At 71.4% G+C, this 17,631-nt stretch carries 13 protein-coding genes and 1 pseudogene; 11 read left to right on the top strand and 3 right to left on the bottom strand.

Annotation, left to right across the window (positions count from 1 at the left end):
• Window positions 1-84 precede the first annotated feature (84 nt).
• From ABZX79_RS12990 to sucD, 8 genes and pseudogenes are all read left to right on the top strand, one after another.
• Entirely contained in the window at window positions 85-450 is a 366-nt protein-coding gene (locus ABZX79_RS12990) for a hypothetical protein (protein ID WP_355255321.1), read from the top strand.
• 108 nt (window positions 451-558) lie between these two features.
• On the top strand, window positions 559-1,680 hold the full coding sequence (locus tag ABZX79_RS12985) for an AAA family ATPase (RefSeq protein WP_355255318.1): 1,122 nt from the start codon (window positions 559-561) through the stop codon (window positions 1,678-1,680).
• Window positions 1,677-3,956, top strand: a pseudogene (locus ABZX79_RS12980) (DUF5682 family protein); the annotation flags it as partial. The gene ABZX79_RS12985 and the pseudogene ABZX79_RS12980, both read left to right, overlap by 4 nt.
• Window positions 3,957-4,145: 189 nt before the next feature.
• Entirely contained in the window at window positions 4,146-5,204 is a 1,059-nt protein-coding gene (locus tag ABZX79_RS12975) for a VWA domain-containing protein (protein ID WP_355255697.1), read from the top strand.
• Between the two features lie 87 nt (window positions 5,205-5,291).
• Window positions 5,292-6,146, top strand: a complete 855-nt coding sequence (locus tag ABZX79_RS12970; protein WP_355255315.1) for a hypothetical protein — start codon at window positions 5,292-5,294, stop codon at window positions 6,144-6,146.
• 111 nt (window positions 6,147-6,257) lie between these two features.
• Complete coding sequence (locus tag ABZX79_RS12965) at window positions 6,258-7,142, top strand: hypothetical protein (RefSeq protein WP_355255312.1); 885 nt, start codon at window positions 6,258-6,260, stop codon at window positions 7,140-7,142.
• 380 nt (window positions 7,143-7,522) lie between these two features.
• On the top strand, window positions 7,523-8,704 hold the full coding sequence (sucC, locus tag ABZX79_RS12960; protein ID WP_355255309.1) for an ADP-forming succinate--CoA ligase subunit beta: 1,182 nt from the start codon (window positions 7,523-7,525) through the stop codon (window positions 8,702-8,704).
• 21 nt (window positions 8,705-8,725) lie between these two features.
• On the top strand, window positions 8,726-9,610 hold the full coding sequence (gene sucD / locus ABZX79_RS12955) for a succinate--CoA ligase subunit alpha (RefSeq protein ID WP_028812284.1): 885 nt from the start codon (window positions 8,726-8,728) through the stop codon (window positions 9,608-9,610).
• A 107-nt stretch (window positions 9,611-9,717) separates the two neighbouring features.
• Here the strand turns inward: sucD and ABZX79_RS12950 are convergent, their stop codons facing one another.
• Window positions 9,718-10,944, bottom strand: coding sequence for a helix-turn-helix domain-containing protein (locus tag ABZX79_RS12950; RefSeq protein ID WP_355255306.1), 1,227 nt, complete (start codon window positions 10,942-10,944; stop codon window positions 9,718-9,720).
• Window positions 10,945-11,099: 155 nt separating this feature from the next.
• Here ABZX79_RS12950 and ABZX79_RS12945 point away from each other — a divergent pair, with 155 nt between their 5' ends.
• A complete protein-coding gene (locus ABZX79_RS12945; protein ID WP_355255303.1) occupies window positions 11,100-13,211 on the top strand; it encodes a DUF6350 family protein in 2,112 nt (703 codons plus the stop codon).
• 237 nt (window positions 13,212-13,448) lie between these two features.
• Here the strand turns inward: ABZX79_RS12945 and ABZX79_RS12940 are convergent, their stop codons facing one another.
• Window positions 13,449-14,282, bottom strand: a complete 834-nt coding sequence (locus tag ABZX79_RS12940) for a hypothetical protein (protein WP_355255300.1) — start codon at window positions 14,280-14,282, stop codon at window positions 13,449-13,451.
• A 250-nt stretch (window positions 14,283-14,532) separates the two neighbouring features.
• Here ABZX79_RS12940 and purN point away from each other — a divergent pair, with 250 nt between their 5' ends.
• On the top strand, window positions 14,533-15,180 hold the full coding sequence (gene purN / locus ABZX79_RS12935) for a phosphoribosylglycinamide formyltransferase (RefSeq protein WP_355255297.1): 648 nt from the start codon (window positions 14,533-14,535) through the stop codon (window positions 15,178-15,180).
• Entirely contained in the window at window positions 15,177-16,739 is a 1,563-nt protein-coding gene (gene purH / locus ABZX79_RS12930) for a bifunctional phosphoribosylaminoimidazolecarboxamide formyltransferase/IMP cyclohydrolase (RefSeq protein WP_355255294.1), read from the top strand. Before purN ends, purH begins: the two co-directional genes overlap by 4 nt.
• Window positions 16,740-16,797: 58 nt before the next feature.
• Here the strand turns inward: purH and ABZX79_RS12925 are convergent, their stop codons facing one another.
• Window positions 16,798-17,565 carry an RDD family protein gene (locus ABZX79_RS12925; RefSeq protein WP_355255291.1) on the bottom strand — a complete coding sequence of 256 codons (768 nt, stop codon included), beginning with the start codon at window positions 17,563-17,565 and terminating at the stop codon, window positions 16,798-16,800.
• Window positions 17,566-17,631: the final 66 nt, after the last annotated feature.

The following is a 17,631-nucleotide window of genomic DNA, read 5'->3' as shown; positions in this document are numbered from 1 at the left end:
GCGCATTTGCGATTGAGTGAGATGTTCTGACGTATGTTCAGATCCGGGGGGATCTCAGATGAATCGCATCGTTTGTGTTGTTGTTTGCGTTGCTGCTTCACCGGCCTCGCTCTCGGTCTGGGGGGCTGCGCCGAGCAGGTCGACAAGGTCATCGACGAGAAGTACGAGGTCACGTACGAAGTCACGGGCAAGAGCGTCGACTCCATCGAGTTCGCGGGCGGCGGGGGCACGGCGATGGACCCGAAGATGGAGACGGTCAAGAAGCCGACGCTGCCTTGGAAGAAGACGGTCACGCTGCGCGGCATCATGCCGCCCGCCGTCTCCCCGATCAGCTTCGAGGACACTGCCGACCTGACGTGCAAGGTGGTCTACAAGGGCGAGACGATCAAGGAAGCGTCCGGCGAGAAGGCTCTGCTCGGCTGCATCGCCGCCTCCCCGATCGTGGAGTAACGGCTGCGGGCGGGGCGTCATTTGGGCCGCCTGATCTGCTGCGACGGTCGATTGTCAGTGGCGTGGTGCACGGTGGATCCCACATCCGGGAAATCTGGAGGGGGATCCATGACCACGCCCGAAATCAAGTCCGGCGTACGAGCGGACAGCGGCGAGGCCCTGCGGCCGCATGCCGAGGACGCCTTCGCCGACGAGCTCAAGGCGCTGGCCGCGGCCGACGACCGGCCGCGGCCCGCCCGATGGCTGCTCTCGCCCTGGGCCGTGGCGACGTACCTGCTCGGCGGCACCCTGCCCGACGGCACGGTGATCACGCCGAAGTACGTGGGACCGCGCCGGATCGTCGAAGTCGCCGTCACCACGCTCGCCACGGACCGGGCGCTGCTCCTGCTCGGTGTTCCGGGCACCGCCAAGACCTGGGTGTCCGAGCATCTCGCGGCGGCCGTCAGCGGTGACTCGACCCTGCTGGTGCAGGGCACGGCCGGGACGCCCGAGGAAGCCATCCGGTACGGGTGGAACTACGCCCGGCTGCTCGCTCACGGGCCGAGCCGCGACGCGCTCGTGCCCAGTCCCGTCATGCGGGCCATGGCCGACGGCATGACCGCGCGGGTCGAAGAGCTCACCCGCATCCCGGCCGACGTGCAGGACACCCTGATCACGATCCTGTCGGAAAAGACGTTGCCCATTCCTGAGTTGGGGCAGGAGCAGCAGGCCGTCCGTGGGTTCAATCTGATCGCCACCGCCAATGACCGCGACCGCGGGGTCAATGATTTGTCCAGTGCGCTGCGCCGACGGTTCAACACCGTGGTGCTGCCGCTGCCCGCGACGGCGGAGGCCGAGGTCGACATCGTGGCGCGGCGCGTCGACCAGATCGGGCGCTCTCTCGACCTGCCGGCCGTGCCCGACGGCTTCGAAGAAATCCGGCGCGTCGTCACCGTCTTCCGCGAGCTGCGCGACGGCGTCACGGCCGACGGCCGTACGAAGGTCAAGTCGCCCTCGGGCACGCTGTCCACGGCCGAGGCGATCTCCGTCGTGACAGGTGGTCTGGCCCTCGCGGCTCACTTCGGGGACGGCGTGCTGCGCTCCGGCGACGTGGCGGCCGGGCTCGTCGGTGCGGTCGTTCGCGACCCTGCGGCGGACCGGGTCGTCTGGCAGGAGTACCTGGAGACGGTCGTCCGCGAGCGGGACGGCTGGAAGGACTTCTACCGTGCCTGCCGGGAGGTCTCGGGATGACGGCTTGTTCCGGTCCTCTGTTGCTGGGCGTGCGTCACCACGGGCCCGGCTCGGCACGTGCGGTGCGGGGGGCGCTCGACGCCGGGCGGCCCCGGGCTGTGCTGATCGAGGGACCGTCCGAGGCCGACGCGCTGCTGCCGCTCGCGGCCGACGAGGCGATGCGCCCGCCCGTGGCCCTGCTCGCGCACGTCACGGACGACCCGCGGCGGGCCGCGTTCTGGCCGCTGGCCGAGTTCTCCCCGGAGTGGGTCGCGATCCGCTGGGCCCTCGGGCACGGCGTACCGGTCCGCTTCATCGACCTCCCGGCTGCGCACTCGCTGGCGCTGAGGGAGGGGAGCGGGGAGGGCGAGGAGGGTGAGGAGGGGGTGGTGGAGGCTCTTGCCTTCGACCCGGTCGGGGCGCTCGCCGAGGCCGCCGGGTACGACGATCCCGAGCGGTGGTGGGAGGACGTGGTCGAGCATCGCGGAGGCGCGGGCGACGCCGATCCTTTCGCGCCGTTCGGGGCGCTCGCGGAGGCCATGAGCGCCTTGCGCGAGACGTACGGAGACGGTGGGCACAGCCGCGACCGGGTCCGCGAGGCGTACATGAGGCTCCAGCTGCGGGCCGCTCGCAAGGAGTTCGGTGACGACTTCGCCGTGGTCTGCGGCGCCTGGCACCTGCCCGCGCTCGGCGAGAAGATCGCTACCGCCACGGCCGACCGGGCGCTGCTCAAAGGCCTGCCCAAGGTCAAGGCCGAGATGACGTGGGTTCCCTGGACGCACCGCAGGCTCGCCCGGCGCAGCGGATACGGCGCGGGCATCGAATCGCCCGGCTGGTACGGGCATCTCTTCGCCGCCCAGGACCGCCCTGTCGAGCGCTGGATGACCAAGGTCGCCGGGCTGCTGCGGGGCGAAGACCGGATGGTTTCCTCCGCCCACGTCATCGAGGCCGTACGGCTCGCCGAAACGCTCGCCGTCATGCGCGGCCGGCCGCTCGCGGGCCTCACCGAGACGACCGACGCGGTGCGGGCGGTGATGTGCGAGGGATCGGACGTACCGCTGGCGCTCGTGCACGACAGGCTCGTCGTCGGCGACGTACTGGGTGAAGTCCCGGACTCGGCGCCCGCCGTGCCGCTGCAACGTGATCTGGCGCGGGCACAGCGGAGCCTGCGGCTCAAGCCCGAGGCCCACGAGCGTGAGCTGGAGCTCGATCTGCGGAAGGAGACCGACGCGGCGCGCAGCCGGCTGCTGCACCGGCTGCGGCTGCTGTCCATCGGCTGGGGTGAGCCGGCGGAGGCGCGGGGGAGTACGGGGACGTTTCGGGAGGCCTGGCGGCTGCGCTGGGAGCCCGAGCTGTCGGTACGGGTCGCGGAGGCCGGGGTGTGGGGCACCACCGTGCTCTCCGCGGCCGCCGCCAAGGCCGAGTCCCAGGCCGTGTCGGCCACCGTGCTCGCCGACGTCACCGCGCTCGCCGAGCGGTGTCTGCTGGCCGAACTGCCCGACGCCCTCCCGGTGGTCATGCGGGCCCTCGCCGACCGCGCGGCGCTGGACGCGGACGTCGGCCACCTCGCCCAGGCGCTGCCCGCGCTCGCCCGTTCCCTGCGGTACGGCGACGTACGCGGCACGGACACGGTTGCGCTGGGGGAGGTCGCGGCGGGTCTCGCCGAGCGGATCTGCGTGGGGCTGCCACCCGCGTGTACGGGCCTCGACGCGGACGCTGCGGCGGACATGCGCCGCCACCTCGACGCGGTCCACGCGGCGATCGGCCTCCTGGCCGAGACGGCGCCGGGCAAGCGCCGTGATGTGCGGGAGCGTTGGTCGGCAGTGCTGAGGAGGCTCTCCGGGCGGGACAGCGTGGGAGGGGTGATCCGTGGCCGGGCGGTGCGGCTGCTGCTGGACGACGGCAGGCTCGGGGACGACGAGACGGCGCGCCTCATGGGGCTCGCGCTGTCGCCCGGGACGCCGCCGGCCGATGCCGCTGCCTGGGTCGAGGGCTTCGTCGGCGGAGCCGCCGGGGGAGGAATGCTCCTCGTGCACGACGAGCGGCTCCTCGGCCTGGTGGACGCCTGGCTGACGGGCGTGCCCGGCGCCGCGTTCACCGACGTACTGCCGCTGCTGCGCCGCACGTTCTCGGCGTACGAACCGGGAGTGCGGCGGACTTTGGGGGAACTGGTCCGGCGCGGCCCGTCCGCCGAACGCCACCAGGCACGGACGGAGCCCGGGGCCCCCGGCTTCGGCCCGGGCCTCGACGAGGAACGCGCGGACGCGGTGCTGCCGGTGTTGCGGTTGGTGCTCGGCGCGAGTTCTGCTCCTGCGGTGCGGCACGGTGAGAATTCAGCCCCTCCGGCGTTTGAGGAGCGGGGTCCGGGGCGGATCCCCTCGCGCGGCGGAGCCAACGGCGAGGAGCGGCTGCGGCGGTGGCGGCTTGTGCTGGGCGGGGAGACGGCGGACGGGACCGGGTGCGTGCTCGGCGGTCAGGACGCCGCCATGGACGCGGCGTTGGGCGCGCTGTACGGGGGCGGGCGCGAAGCCCGGAGTCCGGCCGGGCGTTCGGCCGGGCTCGGTGCCTCCGCGCCGTCCGTCGCGCGCTGGCTCGGCGACATCCGTACGTACTTCCCGAGCTCCGTCGTGCAGGTCATGCAGCGCGACGCCATCGAGCGCCTGGGACTGTCGGCGCTCCTGCTGGAGCCCGAGATGCTGGAGGCTGTCGAGGCGGACGTCCACCTCGTCGGGACGCTGCTCTCGCTCAACAAGGCGATGCCCGAGACGACCCGGGAAACGGCGCGCGCCGTGGTCCGGAGGGTTGTTGACGACCTGGAGAAGCGGCTCGCCACCCGTACGAGGGCCACCGTCACCGGAGCCCTCGACCGGAGCGCCCGCGTCCACCGGCCCCGCCACCGGGACATCGACTGGGACCGGACCATTCGGGCCAACCTGAAGAATTACCTTCCCGAGTACCGGACTGTCGTTCCTGAGCGGCTCGTCGGGTACGGGCGGGCGTCGCAGTCCGTGAAGAAGGACGTCGTCCTGTGCATCGACCAGTCGGGGTCGATGGCCGCGTCGGTCGTCTATGCGTCGGTCTTCGGCGCGGTGCTCGTCTCCATGCGCTCGATCAACACCCGCCTCGTCGTCTTCGACACCGCGGTCGTGGATCTCACCGATCAGCTGGACGATCCGGTCGACGTCCTCTTCGGTACGCAACTCGGAGGAGGTACGGACATCAACCGGGCCCTCGCGTACTGCCAGTCGCAGATCACCCGGCCTGCCGACACCGTCGTCGTGCTGATCAGCGACCTCTACGAGGGCGGCATACGGGACGAGATGCTGAAGCGGGTCGCGGCGATGAAGGCGTCGGGCGTGCAGTTCGTGGCCCTGCTCGCGCTCTCCGACGAAGGTGCCCCCGCCTACGACCGTGAGCACGCGGCAGCTCTCGCGGCCCTCGGGGCCCCGGCCTTCGCCTGTACGCCGGACCTGTTTCCGGAGGTGATGGCGGCGGCGATCGAAAAACGGCCCCTGCCCGTACCCGATATGGCGACTCATCAGTAACATGCGATTTGCGTGACCCCGGGAGGGTCGTGCGAGCATCAGCCGTCGTTCCGTCACCTCCGTCCCCCTTCGAAGGCGTTTCTCCTCTTGACTGCCGTAGTCGCTCACCCCCTCGCCGCCCCGCGCGTACTGCGCCGGGCGGGTCGGCGGCGTGCGCTGCGCGTGGTGTTCTTCCTGGGGGGTCTGCTGGCCTTGGGCTTTTTGTGGGGCGGCCAGGCGTACGCCGTCGAGGCGCCGCTGCCGGCGCGTGACTCCGCTGCTTTCGTGACACCGGTGAAGGAGGCTGTGCCGCGGAAGCCGTTGGCGCCGCCGGTGCTCGACGGTGCACAGGCTGTGGATGAGGCCGTGGAGCCGGTGGCCGATGTCGTACGGCGCGTCACACGGCCCGTGGGTGAGCTGAAGGACCGCGTGGCGGAGCGTCGGCCGGGCACGCCCGAGCTGCCGCCGCCTGCTCTTCCGGCGCCCGTTCTTCCGGCGCCGGGGCCTGTGTTGGCCGTACAGGAACCGCCGGTGCACGGACTGCCCGTGCGTGAGCTGCCCGTACACGAACTGCCCGTGTCCGACGGACCTGCGGAGGCGGCGTCGTCTCTCGGCAGTGGTACGTCGCCGGTCAGGTCCGTGGGGTCCGGGAGCGACAGGTCCGCGCACGGCATCGTGGGCGTGCATCACGATGCTCCGCACCCGAGCCCCGGCGTCGCTGACTGCGGGGAGGCCGCGCCCCTGGACGCGCCTGACGCGCCTGACGCGCCTGCCGGGCCGTGCGGTGGCGGCGTATGGCAGTCGGCCGGTGACGGGACTTCCTCCCGCTCCGGCGACCAGCACACGGCCGCGGCCGCGTTCGCGGACGGCGCCCGGTTCGGGCTGGTGCGCGGGGCGACGCTGCCGACGACCACCTCACCGACGTACGACCGACCGCACCAGATCCTCGAATTTCCCGGCTAGGGCAGACCGTCCCCGCTCCATGACCTGCCGCGCGGGGGCGGGACAGGTCTGCCCGCCGATCCGGACATCCCCGGACAACAGCCGAATGAATTCGAAGGATCTGACGCAAGCATGAACAAGAACATCCGCCGTTCCATCGCCGTCGCCGCCACCGCCGGCGGTATGTGGGCCCTCGGCACCGCCGCCGCGAGCGCGGCCGAGCTGCCCGTCTCGGTGCCGCTGTCGGCCCCCGACCAGGCGTCCGACGCCATAGATGATGTCCTGGACGTTCAGGCCGCAGACCTCGCCGGCGTCACAGTGAGTGCGGACGTCGCTGCCCAGGATGTCCAGCAGGAGGTGCGGCACGACGTGCAGGCCGCGCCGTCCGTGGCTGAGGCCGAGGCCGAGGTCGACTACCTCTTCGGTCCGCTGTCCGCCTTCGCCTCCGAGCTGGAGCAGGCGCCGAGCCAGGTCCAGGGCAAGGCGCACAGCTCCGCCGAGGGCGCCGCCGCCGACGCCACCCCGCTCACCCACGCCGTCGCCCAGGACACCCTGCCGCCCATCGCCGCCCGCGCCGTGGCCGGCGTGCTCCCCGTCGCCGGTCAGGCTGTCGGTGACGCCGGTGGCCTCGCCCACGGTGCGGTCGGCAACGTGACGCCCTTCGCGGGCGGTGTCGTGAGCGACGTTCAGCCGTTCGCCGGTGGCGTCGTCTCCGAGGTCGGCCCGTTCGCGGGTGGCGTCCACGGCGCGGTCCAGCCGCTCGTCCAGACCGTCGTCGACCAGGTCCAGCCGCTCGCGTACGGCGTCGGCGGCAGCGCCCACACCCTCGCCCACGGTGTCGTCGGCGACGTGACGCCGTTCGCGGGCGGTGTCGTTTCCGACGTCCAGCCGTTCGCGCAGGACCTCTCGGGCACGGTCGCCTCCACCCCGCTCGCCGGCAACGCCGCCTTCGGCGCCCAGGACGCCGCCGACTCGGTCACCCCGGGCTACGCGTCGTACCTGACGCAGGGCATCTGACGTACGGCGTGCACGACGTGCAGTGCACACAGGGCATCTGACCGGCGGGTCCGGTGTTCCCCGGGCGGTCTCCATTGGGGTGGAGGCCGCCCGGCTCCGTGTTCCCGCGTGTTCCCGCGTGTTCCCGCGTGTTCCCGTCGCGAGCGGCGCCGACGCCGTAGCACGTCCGTTCCGTGACCGGCTGTGACCGGTATCACCGCTCAGGTGTGATCTGCGATTTAGGGACCTGTGGCCCACGGGGATAACCTGCGAGACGGACATGCCGCGTACCGGACACCGTGTACGCCTCCCTTGTGACTGCGCCGTCACGTTGCCCTTCGCGGCACGCCCATCGCATTCAAAGCAACGAACCGCGATCACCAGAAAAGGGACGGACGCGCGTGGACCTGTTCGAGTACCAGGCGAGGGACCTCTTCGCCAAGCACGGTGTACCGGTGCTGGCCGGTGAAGTCATCGAAACGCCTGAGGCGGCGCGCGAGGCCACTGAGCGGCTGGGCGGCAAGTCGGTCGTCAAGGCGCAGGTGAAGGTCGGCGGCCGCGGCAAGGCCGGCGGCGTCAAGCTCGCCGCGACGCCGGACGAGGCCGTCGCCCGGGCGACGGACATCCTCGGGATGGACATCAAGGGCCACACGGTCCACAAGGTGATGATCGCCGAGACGGCGCCCGAGATCGCCGAGGAGTACTACGTTTCGTACCTCCTCGACCGTACGAACCGCACCTTCCTCGCCATGGCGTCCGTCCAGGGCGGCATGGACATCGAGGAGGTCGCCGAGAAGACCCCCGAGGCCCTCGCGAAGGTCCCGGTCAACGCCAATGACGGCGTCACGATCGAGAAGGCCCGCGAGATCGTCGCCCAGGCGAAGTTCCCGGCCGAGGTCGCCGAGCAGGTCGCCGAGGTTCTGGTGACGCTCTGGGACACCTTCGTCGCCGAGGACGCGCTCCTCGTCGAGGTGAACCCGCTCGCGAAGGTCGCCGACGGCCGCATCATCGCGCTCGACGGCAAGGTGTCTCTCGACGAGAACGCCGAGTTCCGCCAGCCGGGCCACGAGGAGTTCGTGGACCACGCCGCAGCCAACCCGCTCGAGGCTGCTGCCAAGGCCAAGAACCTCAACTACGTCAAGCTCGACGGCGAGGTCGGCATCATCGGCAACGGTGCCGGTCTGGTCATGTCGACCCTGGACGTCGTCGCGTACGCCGGTGAGAACCACGGCAACGTGAAGCCCGCCAACTTCCTCGACATCGGTGGCGGCGCCTCCGCCGAGGTCATGGCGAACGGCCTGGAGATCATCCTCGGCGACCCGGACGTCAAGTCCGTGTTCGTCAACGTCTTCGGTGGCATCACCGCTTGTGACGAGGTCGCCAACGGCATCGTCCAGGCTCTTGAGCTGCTGAAGTCGAAGGGCGAGGCTGTCACCAAGCCGCTCGTCGTCCGACTGGACGGCAACAACGCGGAGCTGGGTCGCAGGATCCTCTCCGACGCGAACCACCCGCTCGTTCAGCGCGTGGACACCATGGACGGCGCGGCCGACAAGGCCGCCGAGCTCGCCGCGGCTGCGAAGTAAGGGACGAGGGACTCCAACACCATGGCTATCTTCCTCACCAAGGACAGCAAGGTCATCGTCCAGGGGATGACCGGCGCCACGGGCATGAAGCACACCAAGCTCATGCTGGCCGACGGCACCAACATCGTCGGTGGCGTGAACCCCCGCAAGGCCGGTACGTCCGTCGACTTCGACGGCACCGAGGTACCTGTCTTCGGCTCCGTCAAGGAAGCGATGGAGAAGACCGGCGCCGATGTGTCGGTTCTCTTCGTGCCGCCGGCCTTCGCCAAGGCCGCCGTCGTCGAGGCGATCGACGCCGAGATTCCGCTGGCCGTCGTGATCACCGAGGGCATCGCCGTCCACGACTCGGCCGCCTTCTGGGCGTACGCCGGTGCGAAGGGCAACAAGACCCGGATCATCGGTCCGAACTGCCCCGGTCTCATCACCCCGGGCCAGTCCAACGCCGGCATCATCCCGGGCGACATCACCAAGCCCGGCCGCATCGGTCTCGTGTCGAAGTCCGGCACGCTGACCTACCAGATGATGTACGAGCTCCGTGACATCGGCTTCTCGTCCGCCGTCGGCATCGGTGGCGACCCGGTCATCGGTACTACGCACATCGATGCTCTGGCTGCTTTTGAGGCCGACGCCGACACTGATCTCATTGTGATGATCGGTGAGATCGGTGGCGACGCCGAGGAGCGTGCGGCTGATTACATCGCGAAGAACGTGACGAAGCCGGTCGTCGGTTACGTCGCGGGCTTCACGGCGCCCGAGGGCAAGACCATGGGCCACGCCGGCGCGATCGTGTCCGGTTCTTCTGGCACCGCACAGGCCAAGAAGGAGGCCCTTGAGGCCGCGGGCGTCAAGGTGGGCAAGACGCCTACCGAGACGGCGAAGCTGGCGCGCGCGATCCTCGCGGGCTAGTTGTTGTTTTTCGCTTCGGCGAACCGGTGCGGGCCCGTATCCCCTGGTCAGGGGGTACGGGCCCGCCCGCGTTCGATCTCGCGTCGGGGCACGGGGCGCCGCGTTCGTCAGCGCGTTTGGGGGACCAGGCGGGCCGGGCCGGTGATGGGCGCCGAGTGGAGCATGTCGCGCAACTCCTCGTCCTCCGGGGTCAGTGGCTGAGGGCCGCCGCGCACCGGGACGCCGCCCACCGGTTCGCCGGGGGCGCGCGGGGGCTCGTACCGCGTCGGGGCTGTGACGAGCGTGAAGCCTGTGGCGCTGACGATCATCGCCGTGAAGAAGAGGGCCGCGCGCGTCCAGAACCGCGTTTTGCGCTCGCTTCCCGTCCGTACGGCGCCGGCGGGCGGCAGCTTGACCGCCGGCGCGTTGGCGGCCGGCGCGGTGGCGCACTCGGCGAGCTTGCTGAGGCGTTCCTGGAACAGGGCGGTCTGCTCGGCGGGGGTGCCGGCGTCGGCGAGTTCCGGCAGCCGCTTGGTGATCGCGGCGCGGGCGTTGAGCAGGCGGTTGGCGGCGGCGCGGGTGCTCGCCTCGGTTTCGGCCGCCGTGTCGGGGAGGTCGAGGCCCAGGCCGTCGTACAGGAGGAGGGTGCGGCGGTGGATGGGGGGAAGGTCGAGGAGGGCTTGGAGGAGTACCCGGCGGTCGCGGTCGGTGGGGGGTCGTTCGGGGCGATTGCGCGCGCGGCGCAGGCGGTGCCAGGGGGAGAGCGCGTATTCGTACGCCGCTGCCCTGACCCAGCTCGGGGGGTCGCGATCGGTGGCCACGGCGGGCCAGCGCTGCCAGGCGAGGCGGAAGGCGTACTCGACGGACTCCCGGGCGAGGCGCCGGTTTCCGGTGAGGAGGTACGCCTGGCTCAGCAGGGCGGGGGCGGAGTGGGCGTAAAGGGCGTCGAAGGCCTGGGCGGGGGTGAGGGCGGGCCCTTTCGCGAGGGCGTCGGGGTCGGTGCCGCGCCGTGGCGTCTCCTCGGTCGTCGAACGTTCGGGTACGGCGTTGTCCCGCTCGGGGTGGTTGCGTTCAACGCCCTGCGGGGAGCGCCCCGGCACGTCCCCTCCTGGCACCGTGGCTTGCGGGGCGGGGGTGGGCTCATCCTTGAGGGAGGCGAGCAGTTTGGCGTACGCCGCTCGCTTGCGGCGCTTGGGGTTTACGCGGCCGGATTCCCAGGCCTTGATCGTCTCGCGGGTGACGCCCAGAGCGGCGGCGAGCTGCTCCTGGGTAAGCGATCTCGCCTCGCGCAGCCTGCGCCGCTCCTTGGGGGAGGGCAGCCGGGCGGCGGGGGCGGTTTCGGTGCTCTGCGTCATGAAAATCCCCCCGCAGCGCTACACCAGGCGAAAAAGTACATAAACGTATATTGGGCGACACGGCAGTCATTCGCCCGTTACATGGATTAAGCGCGTGTCGTTGACAGCATGGCCGGGTGACTCAAGTGACCCATCGCGGTACGTGGTTGCCGTCCGTGCGAAGCCGCTCCTCGGCGCAGGCCGCCTGTTTTGTGCGGGGGGTGATCGCTGCCGGGCTGGGGCTGGGCTCCCTCGCCGTCCTGGTGCTGGGGCTGTGGATCAGTTCGCCGTACCCCGACAACGGGCCGGGCGGGGCGCTGCGCGTCGCCGCCGGGCTGTGGCTGCTCGCCCATGGGGCCGAGCTGGTCCGGTACGACACGCTGTCCGGCGTTCCCGCGCCCGTCGGGCTGACTCCGATGCTGCTCATGGCCCTGCCGGTGTGGCTCGCGCACCGGGCCGCGCGGGATGCGGTGGAGGGTGCGGATGGTGTGGAGGGAGTGGAGGGAGTGGCTGGGGACGGGGATCGGGGGGTTGCGGGGGCTGGTCCTGCTGCGGTTGTTGCCTTCTGCGGGGTTGTTGCCGGGTACGTGGTCGTCGGTGCGGCCGCGGTGCTTTACGCGTACGGCGGGCCGCTGCCCGCCGGGCTGCTGAGCGCGGCGCTGCATTTGCCCCTTGTTGCTGCGGCGGGGGCGGCGGCCGGGGTGTGGACGGCGACCGGGCGCCCGCGCGGGCCGCTGCCGCGCTGGGTGCCGGGGGGCGTGCGGGAGGCCTTTGTGCGCCCCCGGTTCCGGGTCGCGCTCGGGGCCGCCGGGGCCGGGGTCGTGGCGCTGGTGGGCGGCGGGGCGTTGATCGCGCTGGCGTCGCTGGTCTGGCATGCGGGGGCGGCGCAGGGGGCGGTGCTGCAACTCGCGGCGGATTGGTCCGGGCGGCTGGCAGTGGTGCTGCTGGTTCTGGCGCTCGCGCCGAATGCCGCCGTGTGGGGCGCCGCGTATGGGCTGGGGCCCGGGTTCGCCCTGGGTGCGGGCGCGACCGCCACGCCGCTGGGTGCGGTGGGGACTCCGGCGCTGCCGCACTTTCCGCTGGTCGCGGCGCTGCCGTCCGGGGAGGGGGCGACGCTGGTTCACTGGGCGACGTCGGCGGTGCCGGTCGTGGGGGCGGTCACGGTCGCGTGGTTCACGGTACGTACGGCCGCGCCGCCCTTCGCCGTACGGGAGGAAGCCTGGACGCTCCGTGAAACGGCCCTCGGGGCGGCCCTGGCGGGCGCGGGCTGCGGGGTGGCGACGGCGGTACTCGCGGCTCTGGCCAGCGGGCCGCTGGGCGTGGGGGCGCTGTCGGAGTTCGGGCCGGTGTGGTGGCGTACGGGCGGGGCGGCGCTGGTGTGGACGGTGACGCTGGGCGTCCCGGCCGCGCTGATCCTGCGAGCGTGGCGCCTGCGCGACCGGACTCCGCGCTCCTGGCGCGGGAGGTCGGATGCGCCTGCGGATGAGGCGGTTGCGGAGGAAACCGGCGCGGGGGTGAAGTGCAGGTGGTGGAGGCGGCGAGGCGCGGCTCAGGATCGGAGTGCGGGCGCTGCGAAACGGGCGTGGTGGTGGAGTGGCAGGCGCCGGCCCGCCACGGGTTCGGTGGCTGCGACCCCGTGGTGGCGTCCTGGTGGTCGCGGTGGCGGCGGGGTGGGCGACGACGTTTCTGGGCCGTACGACGGCGAAGCCGACTTCCTGCCCGTCGGCGATCCTGAGGCCACGGTCGGCGCGGCCTGGCACGACAGCGGGGTGCGCGAGGCGAGATGGGCGGCCCTGAAGGAGGCGTCCGGCGGCTTGATGACCGACTTCCCGGCCACCACGCATCCGCCGGACACGAAGCCCGCCGGCGCACCCGCCGGCTATGAGACCGACACACCCCCGCATGTCCCAACGCCCCCGCCCGAAGCCCGGACGCCCACCTTCCCCGCTCCGCCGGCTACTGGAACACCCGGTCGCCAGGCACTATCGGGTGCTGATGCTTCCGACTCCCCGGCTCCACCGAGTGTGGGGACCTCCGGTCTCCCGGCTTCGCCTGGTACGGGGACGTCTGGTCGCGCGGCTCCATCGGGTGCTGGGACCTCCGGTCTCCCGGCTTCGCCTGGTACGGGGACGTCTGGTCGCGCGGCTCCATCGGGTGCTGGGACCTCCGGCCTCCCGGCTTCGCCCGGTGTCGGGACCTCCGGTCGCCCCGTTCCACCTGGTGCGGGGGCGTCCGGCTCTGCGGTTCCACCTGGTGTGGAGACCTCCGGGGAGCTGGAGGGCGGTTGAGCGGCGCTTCCGAATCCGCCGTCGACGTAACCACGCGATGGCCCGCTTCCCCGCTCACAGGCAGGCCGCCGTCGTAGCCCGCCCTTGCCACCGGTTCCGCGTTGCAGTCGCAGCCCACCCAGCGGGCCGAGCAGGATCCCGCCCGGCGGCTGGTATGCCTCGCGCAGCCGGGGCGTTGATGCTGCGGCCGCGACCGCCCGGCAGGCTGCGTTCCGGTCCGGAGCCGGGCTCGGTGAGTTACTCCTTTACGCCGAAGATCGGGCGCAGCGGCTTCGGGAGCAGGTCGTTGCAGGACGCCTGCGCGGACTGGGTCAGGGAATCCTGCACGCACGTGTAGTAGTCGCGGTAGACCAGCTGGACCGTGAACGTCGTCGCCACGATCGTCAGCGCGAGCGCCGCCGTGACCAGGCCGCTCACCGCCGCCGTCGTCTGCGGCCTGCTGCTGCCGGACGTCGGCGACGCGGCTGCGGGACCGGTCGGGGCCGCGGTGTCCGCCGCCGCGTCCTGGGCGCGGCGAGGCTTCGCCCGCAGCGAGCTGATGCCCCAGTAGAGCGCCAACGCGCCCAGCAGCAGCGCGACCTCGGGGAGGTCGAACAGCGCGAAGAAGAAGGCCCACATGCCGGACAGCAGCGCGTAACGCGCCCGGCGCTGCGCGGGGTCCTTGGGGTCCCAGCGCAGGCCGGTGCCGCCGCCTCCCTGGCCGCCGCCCGGCCCCTCAGGGCCGTCCTGGCGTCCGCCGGGCCCACCGAATCCGCCGCTCTGGCGGCCCGGCTGGCGGGGGCTCCACTGGCTGCCCCCGGAGGACGAGGAGGACGGCGTGGCGTCCGGTTCGTTGTTGCCGTCATCCTGGCCGCCACCGTCCGCCGGCTTACGCGGCTGCCACGGCTGGTCGGGCTGCCCCTCGGGAGGCGGCGCGAACGGATTGTCGTCCCCTTGCGGTGACGGAGGCGGGGACGAAGGTGGTGTCGACGAGGACTGGCGGTCCCGCAGCAGCAACTGTGAACCCCGCTGTCCCGCATACGGCGCGGAAAGCGGCAGGCGGAGAGCCGCGCGGCGGCGTCGGTCCGTCATCTGGTGAACGTCTTCCCCTCAGACCCGATGCGCGGTGCACACAGGGTCTTGTGTGTCGATCTGTTCCCGTCCGGAGACGGAACCTGTCCCCTGACGCTACCTCCCGGCCACGTACCCGTCCCGTGGGGGCCGCTCGGAGTGCCGGTATCGTTGCCGACGGTTGGCGCCTTCGTAGAGTTCCCCGTATCGGGGGATGCGATTCGTTCGTACGACCACACAAGCCGCACCATCCGCGAGAAAGAGCCCCGCCGTGGCCTCCCCGCCCCCTTCCTCCCGTCCCCCCGGGACGCCCGCCCGCCTTGTCGTGCTGGTCTCCGGTTCCGGTACGAACCTCCAGGCCCTGCTCGACGCCATCGGCGACGACCCCGCCGCGTACGGCGCCCAGGTCGTGGCCGTCGGTGCCGACCGGGACGGGATCGCGGGTCTCGAACGTGCCGAGCGCGCCGGGCTGCCGACCTTCGTCTGCCGCGTGAAGGACTTCAGCACGCGCGAGGCGTGGGACGCGGCGCTGGCCGAGGCCACGGCGGCGTACGAGCCCGACCTGGTCGTCTCGGCCGGCTTCATGAAGATCGTGGGGAAGGAATTCCTCGCCCGCTTCGGTGGCCGGTTCATCAACACCCACCCCGCCCTGCTGCCCAGCTTTCCCGGAGCCCACGGCGTACGCGACGCACTCGCGTACGGCGCGAAGGTCACCGGATGCACGGTTCATTTCGTCGACGACGGTGTCGACACCGGCCCGATCATCGCGCAGGGCGTGGTCGAGATCCGGGACGGGGACGATGAAGCCGCTCTTCATGAGCGCATCAAGGAAGTCGAGCGAAGGCTGCTCGTCGATGTCGTGGGGCGCCTGGCCCGTAACGGCTTTCGCATTGAGGGACGAAAGGTAGTTATCCAGTGACCGCCGAAGGTACGAAGCGGCCCATCCGCCGCGCGTTGGTCAGCGTCTACGACAAGACGGGCCTCGAGGAACTGGCCCGCGGCCTGCACGAGGCGGGCGTCACCCTGGTCTCCACCGGCTCCACCGCCGGGAAGATCGCCGCGGCCGGCGTCCCGGTCACCAAGGTCGAGGAGCTCACCGGCTTCCCCGAGTGCCTCGACGGCCGGGTCAAGACGCTGCACCCGCGCGTGCACGCCGGCATCCTCGCCGACCTGCGGCTCGACGCGCACCGCGCGCAGCTGGAGGAGCTGGGCGTCGAGCCCTTCGACCTCGTGGTCGTCAACCTCTACCCGTTCAAGGAGACCGTCGCTTCCGGCGCGACCGCGGACGAGTGCGTCGAGCAGATCGACATCGGCGGCCCCTCGATGGTCCGCGCCGCCGCCAAGAACCACCCCTCTGTGGCGGTTGTCACCAGCCCTGAGCGGTACGCCGATGTGCTGAGCGCGGTCAAGGACGGCGGGTTCGACCTGACGACCCGCAAGCGTCTCGCCGCCGAGGCCTTCCAGCACACGGCGGCGTACGACGTCGCTGTCGCGTCCTGGTTCGCTGATGATTACGCCGCGGCCGACGACAGCGGCTTCCCGGACTTCCTCGGGTCGACGTACGCGCGCAAGAACGTGCTGCGGTACGGCGAGAACCCGCACCAGCCCGCGGCGCTCTACACCTCCGGTACGGGCGGCCTCGCCGAGGCGGAGCAGCTGCACGGCAAGGAGATGTCGTACAACAACTTCACCGACACGGAGGCCGCGCGGCGCGCCGCGTACGACCAGGCCGAGCCCTGCGTCGCGATCATCAAGCACGCCAACCCGTGCGGCATCGCCGTCGGCGCCGACGTCGCCGAGGCGCACCGCAAGGCGCACGCCTGCGACCCGCTGTCGGCTTTTGGTGGCGTGATCGCCGTCAACCGGCCGGTCTCCGTGGCGATGGCCGAGCAGGTCGCCGAGATCTTCACCGAGGTCATCGTCGCGCCGGGGTACGAGGACGGGGCTGTCGAGGTGCTCGCCCGTAAGAAGAACATCCGGGTGCTGGTCTGCCCCGACGCTCCGTCGGATGTGGTCGAGGTCAAGGCGATCGACGGTGGCGCTCTGCTTCAGGTCACCGACCGGCTCCAGGCGGAGGGCGACGACCCGTCGACCTGGACGCTCGCGAGTGGTGAGGCGCTGTCGGAAGGTGAGCTCGCCGAGCTGGCCTTCGCCTGGCGCGCCTGCCGCGCCGTGAAGTCCAACGCGATCCTGCTCGCCAAGGGCGGCGCGTCCGTCGGCGTCGGCATGGGTCAGGTCAACCGCGTCGACTCCGCGAAGCTCGCGGTGGAGCGTGCGGGCGAGGAGCGCGCGCGGGGCGCCTTCGCCGCCTCGGACGCCTTCTTCCCCTTCCCCGACGGGCTGGAGATCCTGCTGAACGCGGGCGTCAAGGCCGTTGTCCAGCCGGGCGGTTCGGTCCGTGACGAGCTGGTCGTCGAGGCCGCGAAGAAGGCGGGCGCGACGATGTACTTCACCGGCACGCGCCACTTCTTCCACTGACGCGGACGTGCCAGAGGCCGCAACCCCGTCGGGTTGCGGCCTCTTGTGCGTACGGTCGTTACTTCTTGATCACCAGGGTGCCGGCGGCACGGTCGTGCCAACCCTGCAGCTTCCCGGAGTTGTCGAAGAACGGGGAGAGGTAGACCAGGAGCTGGCCGATGCCGCAGAGGATCGCACCGACCATCGGGATGATCCAGCGGATGAAGCCGCCGCCGATGCCGGGGACCTGGCCCGTGTTCTCCTTGACGACCTTCAGGCCGAGCACCATCTTGCCGAGGGTGGCGCCGGCGAAGGAGATCATCAGCCACTCGTAGAGCAGGGTCGCCACGAAGATGACCATGATGGCGCCGAAGAACGCGGCGAAAATGCCGCCGGCCGCCTCGGCACCGTCGTTGACGCAGGTCTCGTAGGCCGACGTCAGCGGGTCGAGCTTGGAGCAGTCCTCGATGCTCTCGGCCGCGCCGAACATGCCCGCGAACAGGGTCGCGCTGAGGATCGCGTACAGGATGCCGATCACGACACCGTCGAGGCAGCGCGCGCCGAGACGACGGCCCATCGTGGCGACCTCGACGGTGCCCAGCACCGGGACGTTGATGTAGCCGCTGTTGGCCTGGAGCGTGCCGGGCGGCTGCTGCTGCGGGTACGCGCCGTAGGGCTGCCCCGGCTGCTGAGCGCCCTGCTGCGGGTAGCCGTAGCCCTGCTGCGGCGGGACGCCCTGCGGGGCCTGCTGGGGGTAGCCGTAGCCGGGCTGGCCCTGCGGCTGCTGCGGTTGCTGCGGCTGCTGGCCGGGCTGTCCGTACGGGTTGTTCGGGTCGCCGAAACTCATGGCGGGGTTCCTCCGTTGGAAGTGCTGGGGACGTCGCGGCCCGAGCGGAGGAACGTCACAAGATAA

Origin of the sequence: Streptomyces sp. NPDC002994 (genome assembly GCF_040611155.1) — a bacterium.
Classification (GTDB): domain Bacteria; phylum Actinomycetota; class Actinomycetes; order Streptomycetales; family Streptomycetaceae; genus Streptomyces.
Note: the sequence above shows the minus strand (reverse complement) of the source record. Positions and strands in the feature narration are given on the sequence as shown.

Excerpts from the sequence above, each read along its gene's own strand:
- ABZX79_RS12985 (WP_355255318.1), top strand. The coding sequence starts at position 559 with ATGACCACGCCCGAAATCAAGTCCGGCGTACGAGCGGACAGCGGCGAG.
- ABZX79_RS12975 (WP_355255697.1), top strand. The coding sequence starts at position 4,146 with ATGGACGCGGCGTTGGGCGCGCTGTACGGGGGCGGGCGCGAAGCCCGG.
- ABZX79_RS12965 (WP_355255312.1), top strand. The coding sequence starts at position 6,258 with ATGAACAAGAACATCCGCCGTTCCATCGCCGTCGCCGCCACCGCCGGC.
- sucD (WP_028812284.1), top strand. The coding sequence starts at position 8,726 with ATGGCTATCTTCCTCACCAAGGACAGCAAGGTCATCGTCCAGGGGATG.
- ABZX79_RS12950 (WP_355255306.1), bottom strand. The coding sequence starts at position 10,944 with ATGACGCAGAGCACCGAAACCGCCCCCGCCGCCCGGCTGCCCTCCCCC.
- ABZX79_RS12940 (WP_355255300.1), bottom strand. The coding sequence starts at position 14,282 with ATGACGGACCGACGCCGCCGCGCGGCTCTCCGCCTGCCGCTTTCCGCG.
- ABZX79_RS12925 (WP_355255291.1), bottom strand. The coding sequence starts at position 17,565 with ATGAGTTTCGGCGACCCGAACAACCCGTACGGACAGCCCGGCCAGCAG.